13 protein-coding genes are annotated in these 14674 nt (G+C 45.0%); 7 read left to right on the forward strand and 6 right to left on the reverse strand.

Features of this window, described 5'->3' with window-relative positions; translation table 11 throughout:
* Positions 1–149 precede the first annotated feature (149 nt).
* Positions 150–710 carry a gamma-glutamylcyclotransferase family protein gene (locus GVO60_RS11490; protein ID WP_159654115.1) on the forward strand — a complete coding sequence of 187 codons (561 nt, stop codon included), beginning with the start codon at positions 150–152 and terminating at the stop codon, positions 708–710.
* Between the two features lie 42 nt (positions 711–752).
* Here the strand turns inward: GVO60_RS11490 and GVO60_RS11495 are convergent, their stop codons facing one another.
* Positions 753–1085, reverse strand: a complete 333-nt coding sequence (locus GVO60_RS11495) for a tRNA-binding protein (RefSeq protein ID WP_004413039.1) — start codon at positions 1083–1085, stop codon at positions 753–755.
* Between the two features lie 179 nt (positions 1086–1264).
* On the opposite strand from GVO60_RS11495, the gene GVO60_RS11500 reads away from it, so the two are divergent.
* Positions 1265–2269 (forward strand): substrate-binding domain-containing protein, encoded by a 1005-nt coding sequence (locus GVO60_RS11500; RefSeq protein WP_159654117.1) that lies wholly within the window; start codon positions 1265–1267, stop codon positions 2267–2269.
* 58 nt (positions 2270–2327) lie between these two features.
* Here GVO60_RS11500 and GVO60_RS11505 read toward each other — a convergent pair whose 3' ends face one another.
* Positions 2328–3209: an aldo/keto reductase gene (locus GVO60_RS11505; protein ID WP_159654119.1), complete on the reverse strand. Its 882-nt coding sequence runs from the start codon at positions 3207–3209 to the stop codon at positions 2328–2330.
* 192 nt (positions 3210–3401) lie between these two features.
* Here GVO60_RS11505 and GVO60_RS11510 point away from each other — a divergent pair, with 192 nt between their 5' ends.
* Positions 3402–4292, forward strand: a complete 891-nt coding sequence (locus GVO60_RS11510; protein ID WP_159654121.1) for a LysR family transcriptional regulator — start codon at positions 3402–3404, stop codon at positions 4290–4292.
* 22 nt (positions 4293–4314) lie between these two features.
* Entirely contained in the window at positions 4315–4659 is a 345-nt protein-coding gene (locus GVO60_RS11515; protein ID WP_159654123.1) for a ribosome recycling factor family protein, read from the forward strand.
* Positions 4660–4713: 54 nt separating this feature from the next.
* Here the strand turns inward: GVO60_RS11515 and galM are convergent, their stop codons facing one another.
* The 4 genes from galM to galE all read right to left on the reverse strand — a co-directional run bounded on the left by galM (position 4714) and on the right by galE (position 9105).
* The gene (gene galM, locus GVO60_RS11520; RefSeq protein WP_159654125.1) at positions 4714–5766 is read right to left on the reverse strand and encodes a galactose-1-epimerase; all 1053 of its coding nucleotides are present in this window, start codon (positions 5764–5766) and stop codon (positions 4714–4716) included.
* A 9-nt stretch (positions 5767–5775) separates the two neighbouring features.
* Positions 5776–6936, reverse strand: a complete 1161-nt coding sequence (gene galK / locus GVO60_RS11525) for a galactokinase (RefSeq protein WP_159654127.1) — start codon at positions 6934–6936, stop codon at positions 5776–5778.
* 71 nt (positions 6937–7007) lie between these two features.
* Complete coding sequence (locus GVO60_RS11530; RefSeq protein WP_159654129.1) at positions 7008–8069, reverse strand: UDP-glucose--hexose-1-phosphate uridylyltransferase; 1062 nt, start codon at positions 8067–8069, stop codon at positions 7008–7010.
* 25 nt (positions 8070–8094) lie between these two features.
* On the reverse strand, positions 8095–9105 hold the full coding sequence (gene galE, locus GVO60_RS11535; RefSeq protein ID WP_159654225.1) for a UDP-glucose 4-epimerase GalE: 1011 nt from the start codon (positions 9103–9105) through the stop codon (positions 8095–8097).
* Positions 9106–9462: 357 nt separating this feature from the next.
* On the opposite strand from galE, the gene ebgR reads away from it, so the two are divergent.
* The 3 genes from ebgR to ebgA all read left to right on the forward strand — a co-directional run bounded on the left by ebgR (position 9463) and on the right by ebgA (position 14672).
* A complete protein-coding gene (ebgR, locus tag GVO60_RS11540) occupies positions 9463–10446 on the forward strand; it encodes a transcriptional regulator EbgR (RefSeq protein WP_159654131.1) in 984 nt (327 codons plus the stop codon).
* The gene (locus GVO60_RS11545; RefSeq protein ID WP_159654133.1) at positions 10443–11276 is read left to right on the forward strand and encodes an SGNH/GDSL hydrolase family protein; all 834 of its coding nucleotides are present in this window, start codon (positions 10443–10445) and stop codon (positions 11274–11276) included. Before ebgR ends, GVO60_RS11545 begins: the two co-directional genes overlap by 4 nt.
* Positions 11277–11579: 303 nt before the next feature.
* Entirely contained in the window at positions 11580–14672 is a 3093-nt protein-coding gene (gene ebgA, locus GVO60_RS11550; RefSeq protein WP_159654135.1) for a beta-galactosidase subunit alpha, read from the forward strand.
* The last annotated feature ends 2 nt before the right edge of the window (positions 14673–14674 follow it).

Here is a 14674-nt window from a genome sequence, read left to right on the forward strand (position 1 = left end):
CGTCTATTTAACCTGCAATGAAACAGTCAAAATGACACACTTAAAACAAGTCTTTTTGACTTCATTATGTATTAATTGCTGACTTTATTTTTGCCCAGTTAATCGGTAGGTTAAAGGTTAGACATAAAACTCATTTATTGGAGACAGGAATGACCCATTACATTTTCGGTTACGGCAGTTTAATGAACTCTGCGTCACGTCAATTGACAGGGCAAACATCGCTGGCGATTCCTGCTACCGCACACGGGTTTAAACGTTACTGGGGAAAGGTTGATGACAGTTACATACTTTCTCCACTCGTAGTCGATAAGGGAGAAGGCCTTGTTAATGGCGTTTTATTGGAGGTCAATGACCAAGGACTGCAAGAGTTTGATCAGCGCGAACGCGGCTACCATCGAGTTAATATTGAATTAACTAAGTTAGATTGCCAGCACGCTCTGTCGGAGCAAGATCATATTTGGGTTTACATTAAAGATTGCCCAGAGCCGCCCTGCTCACTTAGCCCAATCATGCAGACTTATGTCGATACAGTGTTGGCCGGTTGTTTGGAAATCTCAGAGCAATTTGCCAAACAGTTTGTTGAGCACACCATTGGTTGGCACTTCCCATTAGAAAATGATCGCCACCAACCTAAGTATGGAAATCTAGCAGGAGTAAAACCAGAGCATCACAATCAAATCGATGCCCTGGTGGCCGAAGCGAGAGCCTGAACGTCAGCCAAATAAATCGCTAGGGGTTTCTGTTAGTCCTAGTTAAACAATACGAACCCCAGCAGGCATTGAGCGTTCTGGGGTCAGTAAAACACTTTCTGATTCATCATCCGTTTCTGCGCAAAGCAACATACACTCCGAGGTTTCGCCTCGCATCTTTGCTTTCGCCAAGTTACACAACACGACCACTTCTTTGCCCATGAGCTGCTCTTCAGTGTAATAAGGTACTAGGCTAGTGACCGTTTGTAGCGTTTTCTCGCCTACATCAATCTGAACGATATAAAGCTTGTCTGCATTTTCATGACGAGCCACTTCAATGATTTTTCCGGTACGGATTTCTAATTTAGCAAAGTCGGTATAAGCGATAGTTTCCATGATAAACCTTAGTATCTACTGAGTTGGTAAAATTTTACTAAAAGATAACGTTTACACTATCATTAAAGCCTTTTATTACAAGTGGTAAAGATCTCATTTTTATAATGCCACTTGCATACTATTTGCGTTATTTACAACAGCAGGGTTAAATACTGTCAGTACAGTTTTCGAGGTCTAATATGGCAACCATTAAAGATGTTGCGAGAGAAGCTGGCGTATCCATCGCCACCGTATCGCGCGTGATCAACAAATCTCCTAAGGCGAGCAAAGCTTCGGTGCACTCGGTCACTCAAGCGATGGAAAAACTTGGCTATCGCCCGAACGCAGCAGCCAAAGCCCTAGTTAGTCAAAACAGTAATACTGTTGGAGTACTGGTTGGGGATGTCTCGGATCCTTTCTTTGGTAGCATGGTAAAAGCCGTTGATACCGTTGCACACGAATATAGTAAACATATCCTTATCGGCAATGGTTATCACAACCCAGAAGATGAACGTAAAGCAATCGAGCTATTGATCAATAATCGCTGCGATGCATTAGTCATACATTCCAAAGGTTTATCTGACGAGGAGTTAATTGGCTACGCCAAAGAGGTGAAAGGTCTTGTCTTGATCAATCGCCATATTCCAGAGCTGTCAGAGCGTTGTATTTCATTGGATAACCGCAGAGGGGCATATCTAGCAACGGAATATTTGATTCGCCACGGCCATAAGCAGATCGCCTGTATCGCCTCAAACCATGATATTGAAGATGCTCAAGATCGTATCTCCGGTTACCTAGCTGCACTGCAAGAACACAGTATTGAGTTGCCTAAAAGCTATATTGAATATGGAGAGCCCAATAGTGATGGCGGTGAAGTCGCTATGACCAACCTGCTCACTAAATCACTGACGGTCACTGGTGTAGTCGCTTATAACGATTACATGGCGGCTGGGGCGCTCTCAGTACTCGATGAGAATGGAGTTAAAGTCCCAGAGCAGGTATCGATGCTCGGATTTGATGATGGCTTGATTGCACGCTATGTACACCCTCGCCTAACAACGGTTCGTTACCCTATTGAGATGATGGCAGAACGCGCGGCGCGATTAGCGCTTAATCTCGCAAACTCAGAGCCAGTGGAAGAGGAAGCCATTATTTTTACGCCAACTTTAGTGCGCCGAAACTCAGTAGACAAAATTTCCGCTTAAAGTGAGGCAATTAAAAAAGGCATGATTTCTCATGCCTTTTGTTTTATATCATCGTAATTTACGCAACACCGTGGCCTTTTGAAGCAACCCAAATTCGGTACCACTGCTCTTTGGTCATTGATAGCTCTAACGCTTTCACCGATGCGGCCACTCGCTCAATCTTGCTACTACCTATAATTGGCAATGGGTTCGATGGCAATTGCAGCACCCAAGCAAACACCACTTGATCAATAGAACTTGCTCCAATCTCTTCCCCCACTTCAGCCAATGTTTGACGTAAACGCGTTAGTTGCTCGCTCTCACCGCTAAACAATTCACCTTTCGCTAGGCAAGACCAAGCCATTGGACGGATACGCGCTTGCTGCAGTTGCTCCAAAGTCCCATCTTCCGTGACTTGAAGGTTCACAGGGTTTATCTCAACTTGGTTAGTAATCAAAGGCTCTTCAACGCGAGATTGCAACAGCGAAAACTGCGCAGGCGTAAAGTTCGATACACCAAAGTGCTTCACTTTACCCGCCGCTTTTAACTCGGAAAATGCCTGCGCCGCTTCATCTGCATCCATCAAAAGATCTGGGCGATGCAATAACAGCACATCAAGATGATCGGTTTTAAGGCGTTCAAGCGACTCATCTACAGATTTCAGAATAGTCGCTTTACTGCTGTCATAGTGGTTCACTTGATTACCATGACCACGGTAGATACCGCATTTAGAGACAACCTGAATTTGCTCGCGCAAGCTGCTATCTAGCGCTAATACATCACCAAATAGACGCTCACACGCAGATTCCGGACCATAAACAGGTGCGTGATCGACAGTTGTGATACCAAGTTCGATATGTTGCTTCAGAAATGCATGGTGCTGTTGAGTGGTCATACCCCACTCTGCCATGCGCCAATAACCTTGAATCATGGCTGAAAACACTGGGTGATCATTGTTCATTGTTTTATCCCTATATTTACTGGCGCATAAGGCTCAGCTGCAATTTAATTATCCTCACTATACGCCTCGACGTGTGGAAGATTAAACCAAGTATCGTGAAAAGATAATTCGCTATAGAGAACAATAATCAAATTTTAATATCTTATATTGAATTATAATGACGATTCACTCACCGAGTTTGAGAAGAAAAATATGCATAAAATGCACAAACGATTTGAGCGCTACGCACTGTTTAGTGAAGTCGCTAAGCAGTTAAGTTTTTCCAAAGCAGCCGATAACTTAGGGATCTCTCGCAGCTATCTTTCTTCTCAAATACATCAGTTGGAGCAAGAGCTAGAGGCCAGTCTTTTAATTCGCTCTACCCGTAGTGTTAGGCTGACTTCCGCAGGTCAAAAGATCCTCGATAAGATGCAGGGAATCAACGCGTCTATTCTGCAACTCGAAAAAGAACTTGAGCACACTAAAAGCGAAGTTAGCGGCGTGCTAAAAATCACAGCGCCAACTATTTTCAGCCATCGCTTTTTAATTACTATTTGCCAAGAGTTTCAGCGCCAGCATCCTAATATCGAGTTCGATCTCGACATCGGATATACCCGCGAGGACTTAACCAAAAGTCACTTTGATCTTGCCTTTCGAGCGACCACTACGCCGCCAGAAAACATGATTGCGAAAAAGCTGATGTCGTATCAGCATATTTGCTGCGCTTCCCCTGACTACCTTATTCGCTATGGTCATCCAACGCATCCAGAGCAGCTTAGTGCTCACAACTGTTTATCGGATCCACACCTGACTCAGTGGTCTTTTTTTGATGGCGACAGATCCATCCAAATCGAGACTGACGGTGACATGTTCATCAACGATAATTTGTTGCTGCTTGAAGCCGCACGAAAGGGGAAAGGCGTAATAAAAATGCCGTGTTATTTAGTGCAGCCCGCATTGGATAAAGGAGAGCTAGTACAAATATTAGAAAACTACTTTATTACCCAAAGCGCCATTTATATGATTTACCCACCACAGTTACGCCAAAGTACCAAATTGTCTGCATTTACTGAATTTGTGCAGCATTGGTTTGCCAATAGATAACCCTAGGCCAAGAACTTAATCGATGCTTTCTATTACTCTTAACAGCTTTGTTCATCGAGTCCCTGACAAATCAGTGGTACTGGCGCTCGCTGCCCAACATGGTTGTCAACTCAAGCGAATTCGACGCTCTCGGCATTGGTCACTCAGCGGAGAGGAAGAGCAATTGCGCTCCCTGATGGCTCACTTTGACGATGAAGCTCACCAATGGATCATAAAGGCCATCACATTGGTCTTACCCAAACCGACGGTTTCTCTTGCAGAGCTCCTTGAAAAGGATCCCTCGATGACGGTAAATGAATTAGTCGTAACAGCAGATTGCTCACTTGCAGAAGCCAGACAAGCCATTGATGAACATGAAGGGTTTTAGGAGATATTTATAGAAAAAGCCAGTCTTGATAACTGGCTTTTTTGGTTCTGTTATCTAGAAATTAAATCGATAACTTGTGCTGTAACGATACTCATCGCCTGGCTTAAGGAAACAGCTTGGCTGCGGCCATTCTGGGTGATTCGGCGAGTCAGGCAAAAACTGCGTTTCCAGTGCCACGCCTGCATAGTCAGAATACTCACCCTTTCGACTAGGAGTCCCTGCCAACCAGTTTCCAGTATAAAGCTGCATTGCCGGTTTATCGGTTAGCACTTCCATCATCACCTTCTTGTCTCGGCTGATTAACTGCGCAATGGGTTGTGATCTATCACGCTCAGAATTAAACAAGAAGCTATGGTCGTACCCTTTGGCTTGGTGCTGCTGTTGATCACCGAGAAAGTCTTGCATTAAAGACTTTTGAGTACGGAAGTCAAAACCATTGCCATCCACACTGGCTAACTCGCCCAATGGAATCCCCACAGAGTCACAGGGTAAGTAGTCGTCAGCATTAATCCATAACTGATGATGACGAACATCGACCTTTGACTCCGCACCATCTAAATTAAAGTAACCGTGATTGGTGAGATTGACCGGAGTGGCTTTGTCTGTCGACGCTGAATAGCTGATGTTTACTTCGCCGTTATCCGTTAAACGATATTCCACCTTTAGAGATAAATTCCCCGGAAAGCCCTGATCGCCATCTGATGAACGATGACTAAAAAGCACATGGCAGGCCGATTGCTCCTCAATCTGCCAACGGGCTTTGTTAAAACCGCTCTTACCTCCGTGCAAACAGTTACCCGCTTGGTTGGTATCCACGTGATAATGATGACCAGAAATTGAAAAATTACCTTTAGCGATACGGTTTGCATAGCGACCAACCGTTACCCCCATGTAACTCGCCTGTCGCTCAAAGTCTGCCATGGTCCCTACCCCTAGCAAAACCTCTCGCCGCTCACCGCACGCCAAAGGCAAACGACAACTGAGCCAAGTGGCTCCGATGTCCATTAACACAACGCTAACCCCCGTTGCGTTGGTTAATTCGATTAACTGCGCAGGTTTACCATCAAGTGCTGGCTGCGCAGTCATAGTACGAAAAAGTGAATGCATAAAATGACCTTATAAAACCTCAACTAAGCCTGCGCCTTCTTTTGCTTGGCACACATAGATGGATTCTTTAAGCCCTGTAGCAGCTTGGTATTTCTCTTCGACCGTTGCCTTCACTTCGTCAACCAATGCAGGTGGCATAAGCGCTACAATGCAGCCACCAAAGCCACCACCAGTCATACGAACACCACCTTGCTCGCCGATCACTGCTTTTACGATATCAACCAAGGTATCGATTTCTTTTACTGTAATTTCAAAATCATCACGCATTGACGCATGCGACTGCGCCATTAACTGCCCCATGCGCTTCATATCATGAGCACGCAAAGCCTGAGCAGCTTCAACCGTTCGATCGTTCTCTGTGATCACATGACGAGCACGTTTCGCGACCAACTCATCAAGTTCAGAGACTTTCTCATTGAATTGTTCGACACTCACATCGCGGAGGGCTTTCACACCAAAGATACGTGCCGCTTCTTCACATTGCTCGCGACGAGTGTTGTATTCACTATCCACCAAGCCACGCTTTTTATTCGAGTTGATGATCACAACCGCCATCTCTTCTGGCATTGAGACAGCTTCAGTTTCTAGACTGCGACAGTCCAAAAGCATCGCATGGTTTTCACGACCTTCCGCTGAGATCATTTGATCCATGATGCCGCAATTACAACCGACGAATTGGTTCTCTGCTTGCTGGCCATTTAATGCGATTTCCGCCTGGCTGATTTCAAGGTTATAGAGCACTTTAAAAGTTTGACCAATCACCACTTCTAATGCCGCCGATGAACTAAGACCAGCGCCTTGAGGAACATCACCACTCACTGAAATATCCGCGCCATTAAACTTATAACCGCGCTCAAGCAGGCATTTCACAACGCCACGAATGTAGTTCGCCCACATCTTATCTTGCTGGAAACTAATCTCTTCGGTGATATCGAACTCATCCACTGCATTGTCATAATCAACCGACACAACACGCACGATATTGTCATCGCGCTTTGCAGCAGCCACAACGGTTTGATAATTAATTGCACACGGTAGAACAAAACCATCATTGTAGTCAGTATGCTCACCAATTAGGTTTACGCGCCCAGGCGCTTGAATGATATGACTTGGTACATAGCCCAGTACTTGTTCGAAAGCGTTTTTTACGTTTTGGATTAGGTCAGACATAAGTAATTCTCAGCATAAAAATTTGATAGACTCCGTACAACGTTGATTGTTCGTGCTACGGATAGATTTCGTTATTGTTCTTCGTTCTCTTTGTAGTGAATATCACTTAGATCACGTAGACGCTGTGCGGCTTGCTCGGCGGTTAAATCACGTTGGCTTTCCGCTAGCATTTCGTATCCCACCATAAACTTGCGAATCGATGCGCTACGCAAAAGTGGCGGATAAAACAGAGCGTGAAGCTGCCAGTGATCAATATCTGTACCTTCTTCAAAGAATGGCGCGTAATGCCAACCCATTGAGTAAGGGAAAGAGCACTGGAACAGGTTGTCGTAACGACTCGTCAGTTTTTTGATTGCGATAGCCAGGTCGTCACGTTGCTCATCCGTTAACTCACTCATTCGGCGAATGTGCGTTTTTGGCAATAGCATGGTTTCGAATGGCCACGCCGCCCAATAAGGAACAAGTGCTACCCAATGATCAGTTTCCACCACGATACGTGAACCGTCTTTGAGCTCGGCTTGCACGTAATCCACCAGCAAGTTGCTGCCATGCTCTTGGTAGTAAGTTTTTAGGTTCTGCTCTTTACGCTCAATTTCATTCGGTAAAAAGCTGTTTGCCCAAATTTGACCGTGTGGATGAGGCTGAGAACAGCCCATGGTTTCACCCTTATTCTCAAACGCTTGAACCCAAATGTACTCTTTACCAAGCTCTTCGATTTGATCATTCCAGGTATCGATCACGCCACGGATTTTCTCGACTGGCAGTTCAGGCAAGGTTTTGCTGTGGTCAGGTGAGAAACAAATCACTCGACTCAAACCACGTACACCTTGCGTTTTAAATAGTGGGCTCTCCGACTCTGGTGCATCTGGCGAATCCACCATGAGTGCCGCAAAATCATTTTGGAAGACGTACGTGCCTTGGTAGTCAGGATTCACATCCCCAGAGATACGTTCGTTGGTTGGGCAAAGGAAGCACTTACCGTCGTAGCTTGGTAGCTCATCCGTTGCTGGCTTCTCATCTGCGCCACTCCAAGGGCGTTTTGCTCGGTGGGGTGACACCAAAATCCACTGACCCGTTAGAGGGTTATAACGACGATGTGGATGGTCCACTGGGTTAAACTCAATATTCGACATCTGTAAACTCTCGATAAATTTAAAATTAGTAACCGTTTGGATTTAGTGATTGCCACTTCCACGTGTCTGCCGTCATCTCGTCGACAGTTCGCGTTGCTTTCCAACCCAGATCATTTTCAGCTTTAGTGGTACTTGCCCAGCATTCAGCAATATCACCAGGACGACGAGGGCACACCTCATACGCGACTGGTTTACCGCAAGCCGCACCGAAGGCTTCAACCATTTCTAAAACACTTGAACCTTTCCCCGTACCTAGGTTGTAGATGTGCAAACCGGCCTTCGAACCAACGGACTTCAGTGCCGCAATATGGCCATCTGCTAAGTCCATTACATGGATGTAATCGCGCACGCCTGTACCGTCTGGTGTTGGGTAGTCATTACCGAAAACTGAAAGCTTTTCACGGCGGCCAACCGCAACTTGAGCAATAAACGGCATCAAGTTATTCGGAATACCTTGTGGATCTTCACCTAAAGTGCCCGATGGGTGTGCACCGACTGGATTGAAGTAACGCAACAAAGTAATGCTCCAGTCACGTTCAGCGTTGAACAGATCGCTCAAACACTCTTCCACCATGTATTTACTGCGACCATAAGGGTTGGTCGTTGCACCTGTTGGCGAATCTTCAGTAATTGGCACAACCTCAGGATCACCGTAAACCGTTGCCGATGAGCTAAAAACAATGCTCTTTACACCCGCTTTTCGCATGCTGCGTGCAAGAACTAACGAACCGTTGACGTTGTTATCGTAATATTCGAGAGGCTTAGCGACGGATTCTCCTACTGCTTTTAGACCAGCAAAGTGAATCACCGCTTGGATATCATGTTTGGCAAAGACGGAATCTAAAAAAGCTTCATCACGAATATCACCTAAGTAAAAAGTCGGCTTTTGGCCCGTTAACGCTTTGATACGGTGAAGAACTTCTTCTTTTGCATTGCATAAGTTATCGACAATGATTGGCTCAATACCCGCCTCGAGCATCTGCACACATGTATGGCTGCCGATGTAGCCTATACCGCCAGTAACAAGAACTTTCACCATTATCTCTCCACTTTTTGTGAACTTGAATTGCCCAAAAATCTAATCTGGCAAAAAGTTTAGCAACCAAATCAGCGTAACGTCCGTGATCAAATTCTCATTGTGTAAACGTTTCCACAAATTTACATTCATGAAATTCAAATCAAATATTCAAGATAAGGTTTAGTTAAAGGCAAAGGGTGACTATTTATCAATCAGTTAGCATAAATAAGTGAGCATACTTTCTGCCCTCTTATTCACCACTCATTAAAGACATTTATTTTTACTAAAAATTAGCACTTAGTTGGGGGGATTGTTTACAATGGTAGCCAATAGTTAGATTGCCCGATAAAAGGCAACGTAAAGGGATGTAAAAACATGGCAACACTAAAAGATATTGCAACGGAAGCTGGCGTATCTCTGGCGACCGTATCTCGCGTTCTCAACGATGATCCGACATTGAGCGTAAAAGAAGAAACCAAGCGCCGTATCTTCGAAATAGCAGAAAAACTGGAATACAAAACCAGTAGTTCGAAAAAAAGCCCACTGGCTAAAAAGCAAAACCATCACTTCATTGCCGTCTACAACTACAAGCAAGAAGCCGAAGTCAACGACCCTTACTACCTCTCAATTCGTCACGGTATAGAAACTCAGTGCGAAAAATTAGGCATAGAACTAACCAATTGTTATAACAGTGAAATATCTACAGTAAGCAATAAGGTCACCGGTGTTCTTTTGGTCGGCCGTAGTCAAACTGCAACGCTCGACAAGATTGAAAAAATGACGGACAACATCTGTTACGTCGACTTCAGTGAGGCCAACTCAGAGTTTGATTCAGTCGATATTGATCTGGCCCGAATCAGCAAAGAGATCACTGATTTCTTTATCGGGCAAGAGTATCAACGCATCGGTTTTATCGGTGGACAAGATGAACCTAACACCGCAGATATTCGTGAAGTTGCTTTTGCCGAATATGGCCAGTTGAAAGGTGTGGTATCACTCGATGATGTCTATCGCGGTGAGTTTACTAGCTCGTCTGGTTACAAATTAGCGAAAGAGATGCTAGCTAAGCCTGATTACCCGAAGGCCCTATTTATTGCCTCAGATTCTATTGCCATCGGCGTATTGCGTGCCATCCATGAACACGGTTTGAATATCCCTGACGATATTGCGCTGATCAGTGTTAATGACATTCCTACTGCAAAGTTTACCTTCCCTTCACTTTCAACAGTCAGAATTCATTCTGAAATGATGGGAATTCAAGGAGTTAACTTACTCGTCGAAAAAGTAAGAGACGGTCGTGCGCTGCCTTTGCAAGTCTATGTACCAAGTAAACTCAAGTTGCGGGACACGACAAAATGACGCCAGAGCAACTGCTACAAGAGCTGAAAGATAACGAGTGTTTAGACTTAGTAAAACTTTACTACGCAAACCAAGACCGCCAGTTTTACGGCTTAATAGAAGAGCTCTATCAACTGCGAAAAACTCACGGTTTATCAAACCGAATCTCGCCCTTGGTGACAGAAATTCAGTCACTTACCAAGGCGTTATCAAGTGATCACATCACGCAAGAAGAGTTTAGCCACATTCGTCAAACTCTGGATTTGAACCAGCGAGCACATAAAATGAGCCGTTTTATTTTGACCCAAGATAACCACTCTGCGTTTAACAAACCGGTTGATCTGGTTATGTTTGGTGACTCCATAACAGAATGGGGACCTTGGCACGATGCGCTACCGAGCATCTCTCTAGCCAATCGTGGACTCGCCGGAGACACCACGTCTGGTATGGTAAAAAGGCTAACAACAACCACGGTTTGTCACCCAAAACTGGTTTGTATCATGGCTGGTATCAACGATCTTGCCCAAGGCTATAGTGTCGATGAAATCTTTGAAAACTATCAACAAATGCTTAGCTACTGGGCTGAACATAATGTCGAAGTTTGGGTTCAATCAACTTTATATGTTGGTCAGCGAATGGCTTCTTTGAATCCTTTAGTCACAGAACTCAACCAGAAGCTGCGCCTACTTTGCCAACAGCATGAACAGTGCTTTATCGATGTAAACCAAGCTTTGTGCCCTGAGCATTATTTACCTCTAGACTGCAGTTGCGACGATTTACACCTTAATTCAAACGCTTACAGGCAGTGGTTGGCCATCCTCACTCCTATGCTAGAACAACGATTTAACTAAAAACACATTGCTCGCACAATTTATAAAGCACTGATTTTCAGTGCTTTATTTGTTTTTACCGCAAGGTAAAACGCCTCTTTCCTTTCGACTCATCCTTTCATCACTCTGGCTAAACATTATTCTTTTAATCCGATCACAGCTTTCAGATAAACCACTCATTAAATCGTGATCGAGTTAAAGTAAAACGTTTTCACAAATTTATTTTAGTAAAACTTTTACTAATATCTTTCCCATAAGCTCACTGAGCATTTTTCAACAGAACGTCGGCAGTCATCAGACGCATTAAGCCGAGGGAGAATCATCGTGAACAACTGGGAAAACTTCCTACAACTACATGAGAACCGTTTAGCACCATGTGCTTACTTCTTCTCATACGACTCAGTTAAAGCCGCACAAACGTTTCAACGCGAGCTCAGCAGCCATTTCATGCTGCTAAGCGGTCAGTGGAACTTTAACTTTTTCACTAACCCAATGTTGGTACCTGAAGAGTTTTACTCACAAAAAATGGACCAATGGGGCCAGATTACGGTTCCGAACATGTGGCAAATGGAAGGCCACGGTGACCTTCAGTACACAGATGAAGGCTTCCCTTTCCCAATCGATGTTCCTTTCGTACCAAGTGATAACCCAACGGGCGCTTATCAACGTACTTTCACTCTTGGTGAAAATTGGAATAACAAACAGACCATCATCAAATTTGACGGCGTTGAGACTTACTTTGAAGTGTACGTAAACGGCGAGTACGTTGGCTTTAGCAAAGGCAGCCGCCTAACTGCTGAATTCGATATTTCTCCGTTTGTTCAACAAGGCGACAACCTGCTTTCAGTTCGTGTCATGCAGTGGGCAGATTCCACTTACATTGAAGACCAAGATATGTGGTGGACCGCAGGTATCTTCCGCGATGTTTACCTAGTGGGTAAAGAGCAAGTTCACGTTCAAGACTTTACGGTTCGTACTGATTTCGCTGATGATTACGTTGCAGCAACACTTTCTTGCCAAGTTGAACTTGAAAACTTAACTAATCTGCAGGCATCTGGATACGCTCTAGAATATGCACTACTAGATAAAGGTCAGGTTGTTGCAAAAGGCTCATGTGACAACCTGACTATCGATGACAAAGCGCAAGCTCGCTTCGATATTGAAATGGCAAATCCAACACACTGGACGGCTGAAAATCCATACTTGTACCAGCTCGTTATCACTCTAAAAGATAACCTAGGTAAAACACTGGAAGTGATCCCTCAACGTGTCGGCTTCCGTGATATCAAAGTACGTGACGGCCTGTTCTACATCAACAACCAATATGTGATGCTACACGGCGTAAACCGCCACGATAACGACCACCTAAAAGGTCGCGCAGTGGGCATGGATCGAGTTGAAAAAGACATCGTGTTGATGAAGCAGCACAACATCAACTCGGTACGCACTGCACATTATCCGAACGATCCTCGCTTCTACGAACTGTGTGACATCTACGGTCTATTTGTTATGGCTGAGACCGATGTTGAAACTCACGGTTTCGCAAACATAGGTGACTTAAGCCGCATCACCAATGATGCAGCTTGGGAAGGCGTATTTGTTGATCGCGCCGAGCGCCATGTTCACGCTCAGAAAAACCATCCATCAATCATCATGTGGTCTCTAGGCAACGAGTCTGGCTACGGCTGCAATATCCGCTCTATGTACAATGCGACTAAAGCGATTGATGACACTCGCCTTGTTCACTACGAAGAAGATCGTGATGCTGAAGTCGTTGATGTTATCTCAACCATGTACTCACGTGCGCAGCTAATGAATCACTTCGGCGAATTCCCACATGAAAAACCACGCATCATCTGTGAATACGCTCACGCGATGGGTAACGGCCCTGGTGGTCTAACTGAATACCAAAACGTGTTCTACAAACACGACCATATTCAAGGCCATTACGTTTGGGAATGGTGTGACCACGGTATTCTCGCTCGTGATGAGAAAGGCGAATCTTTCTACAAGTACGGCGGTGACTACGGTGACTACCCGAACAACTACAACTTCTGTATGGATGGCCTGATCTACCCAGATCAAACGCCGGGCCCAGGTCTAAAAGAGTACAAGCAGGTGATTGCTCCTGTGAAGATCCGCTCAATAGACGACCAAGCAGGTAAGTTTATTGTTGAGAACAAGCTTTGGTTCACTGACCTAAACGACTACACCATTACTGCTGATGTTCGCGCTGAAGGCGAAACGCTACGTACAGTTCAATTCAAAGTTGAAGGCTTAGCGGCAAACTCTGAGCGTGAAATCGAGATTGCAATTCCTGAACTGGACGAGCGTGAAGCGTTCATCAACTTCACAGTCCGTAAAGACTCTCGCACACTTTACAGTGAAGCGAACCACGATATTGCGATTTACCAGTATCAGATAAAAGCAAACACGGCTGTAGAAGCTGAGTTTGTAAACAACAACGCAACCACACTAAGCATTGAAGAGAGCCGCCTTGCTTACCTAATTCAAGGTAACAACTTTGCGCTTAACTTCTCTAAAGTGAACGGTAAATTGACCTCTTGGGTTGTGAACGGCGAAGAACTGATTAAGTCAGAGCCTAAGCTTAACTTCTTCAAGCCAATGATCGACAACCACAAGCAAGAGCATGAAGGTCTATGGGAACCTGCGCACCTGCAAATCATGCAAGAGCATTTCCGCAGCCTAAATGTGGAAGAGATTAACGGCAAAGTTGAGATCACCACCACCAGCATTATCGCTCCACCAGTTTTCGATTTTGGTATGCGCTGTGAGTACCGCTATCAAGTGAATGCTGAAGGTCAACTGAATATTGAGCTAAGCGGCGAGCGTTACGGTGACTACCCTCATGTCATCCCAGTTATTGGCTTAGACCTTGGCATTAATGGCGACTTCGACCAAGTGAAATACTACGGCCGTGGCCCAGAAGAGAACTACCAAGACAGCAAACAAGCCAACATGATCGATGTTTACCAAAGCACAGTAGCTGATATGTTCGAGAACTACCCGTTCCCACAAAACAACGGCAACCGTCAACATGTTCGCTGGGCTGCTCTGACTAACCGTAACGGCACGGGGTTACTGGTGAAACCTCAACAAGAGATCAACTTTAGCGCTTGGTTCTACACCAACCAAAATCTGCATGAAGCACAGCACACGATTGAATTAGAGAAGAGTGGTTACATCACGCTAAACCTTGACCACCAAGTGATGGGGCTTGGCTCTAACTCTTGGGGTAGCGAAGTGCTCGATTCATACCGCGTTTACATGGATAAGTTCCGCTACGGCCTAACACTTATGCCACTGACAGCGGGAGATTGCACTGCGCAAACCTTAGCAGCGCACAACTTTGGTGATTCTTTCTTTACTACTTCAACTTCAGCAAACGAGGCATAACC

The organism is Vibrio atypicus, assembly GCF_009811315.1.
Classification (GTDB): Bacteria; Pseudomonadota; Gammaproteobacteria; order Enterobacterales; family Vibrionaceae; genus Vibrio; species Vibrio atypicus.

Bases quoted from the DNA above. Each gene is read 5' to 3' on its own strand.
- GVO60_RS11490 (WP_159654115.1), top strand. From the start codon at position 150: ATGACCCATTACATTTTCGGTTACGGCAGTTTAATGAACTCTGCGTCA.
- GVO60_RS11495 (WP_004413039.1), bottom strand. From the start codon at position 1,085: ATGGAAACTATCGCTTATACCGACTTTGCTAAATTAGAAATCCGTACC.
- GVO60_RS11500 (WP_159654117.1), top strand. From the start codon at position 1,265: ATGGCAACCATTAAAGATGTTGCGAGAGAAGCTGGCGTATCCATCGCC.
- GVO60_RS11505 (WP_159654119.1), bottom strand. From the start codon at position 3,209: ATGAACAATGATCACCCAGTGTTTTCAGCCATGATTCAAGGTTATTGG.
- GVO60_RS11510 (WP_159654121.1), top strand. From the start codon at position 3,402: ATGCATAAAATGCACAAACGATTTGAGCGCTACGCACTGTTTAGTGAA.
- GVO60_RS11515 (WP_159654123.1), top strand. From the start codon at position 4,315: ATGCTTTCTATTACTCTTAACAGCTTTGTTCATCGAGTCCCTGACAAA.
- galM (WP_159654125.1), bottom strand. From the start codon at position 5,766: ATGCATTCACTTTTTCGTACTATGACTGCGCAGCCAGCACTTGATGGT.
- galK (WP_159654127.1), bottom strand. From the start codon at position 6,936: ATGTCTGACCTAATCCAAAACGTAAAAAACGCTTTCGAACAAGTACTG.
- GVO60_RS11530 (WP_159654129.1), bottom strand. From the start codon at position 8,069: ATGTCGAATATTGAGTTTAACCCAGTGGACCATCCACATCGTCGTTAT.
- ebgR (WP_159654131.1), top strand. From the start codon at position 9,463: ATGGCAACACTAAAAGATATTGCAACGGAAGCTGGCGTATCTCTGGCG.
- GVO60_RS11545 (WP_159654133.1), top strand. From the start codon at position 10,443: ATGACGCCAGAGCAACTGCTACAAGAGCTGAAAGATAACGAGTGTTTA.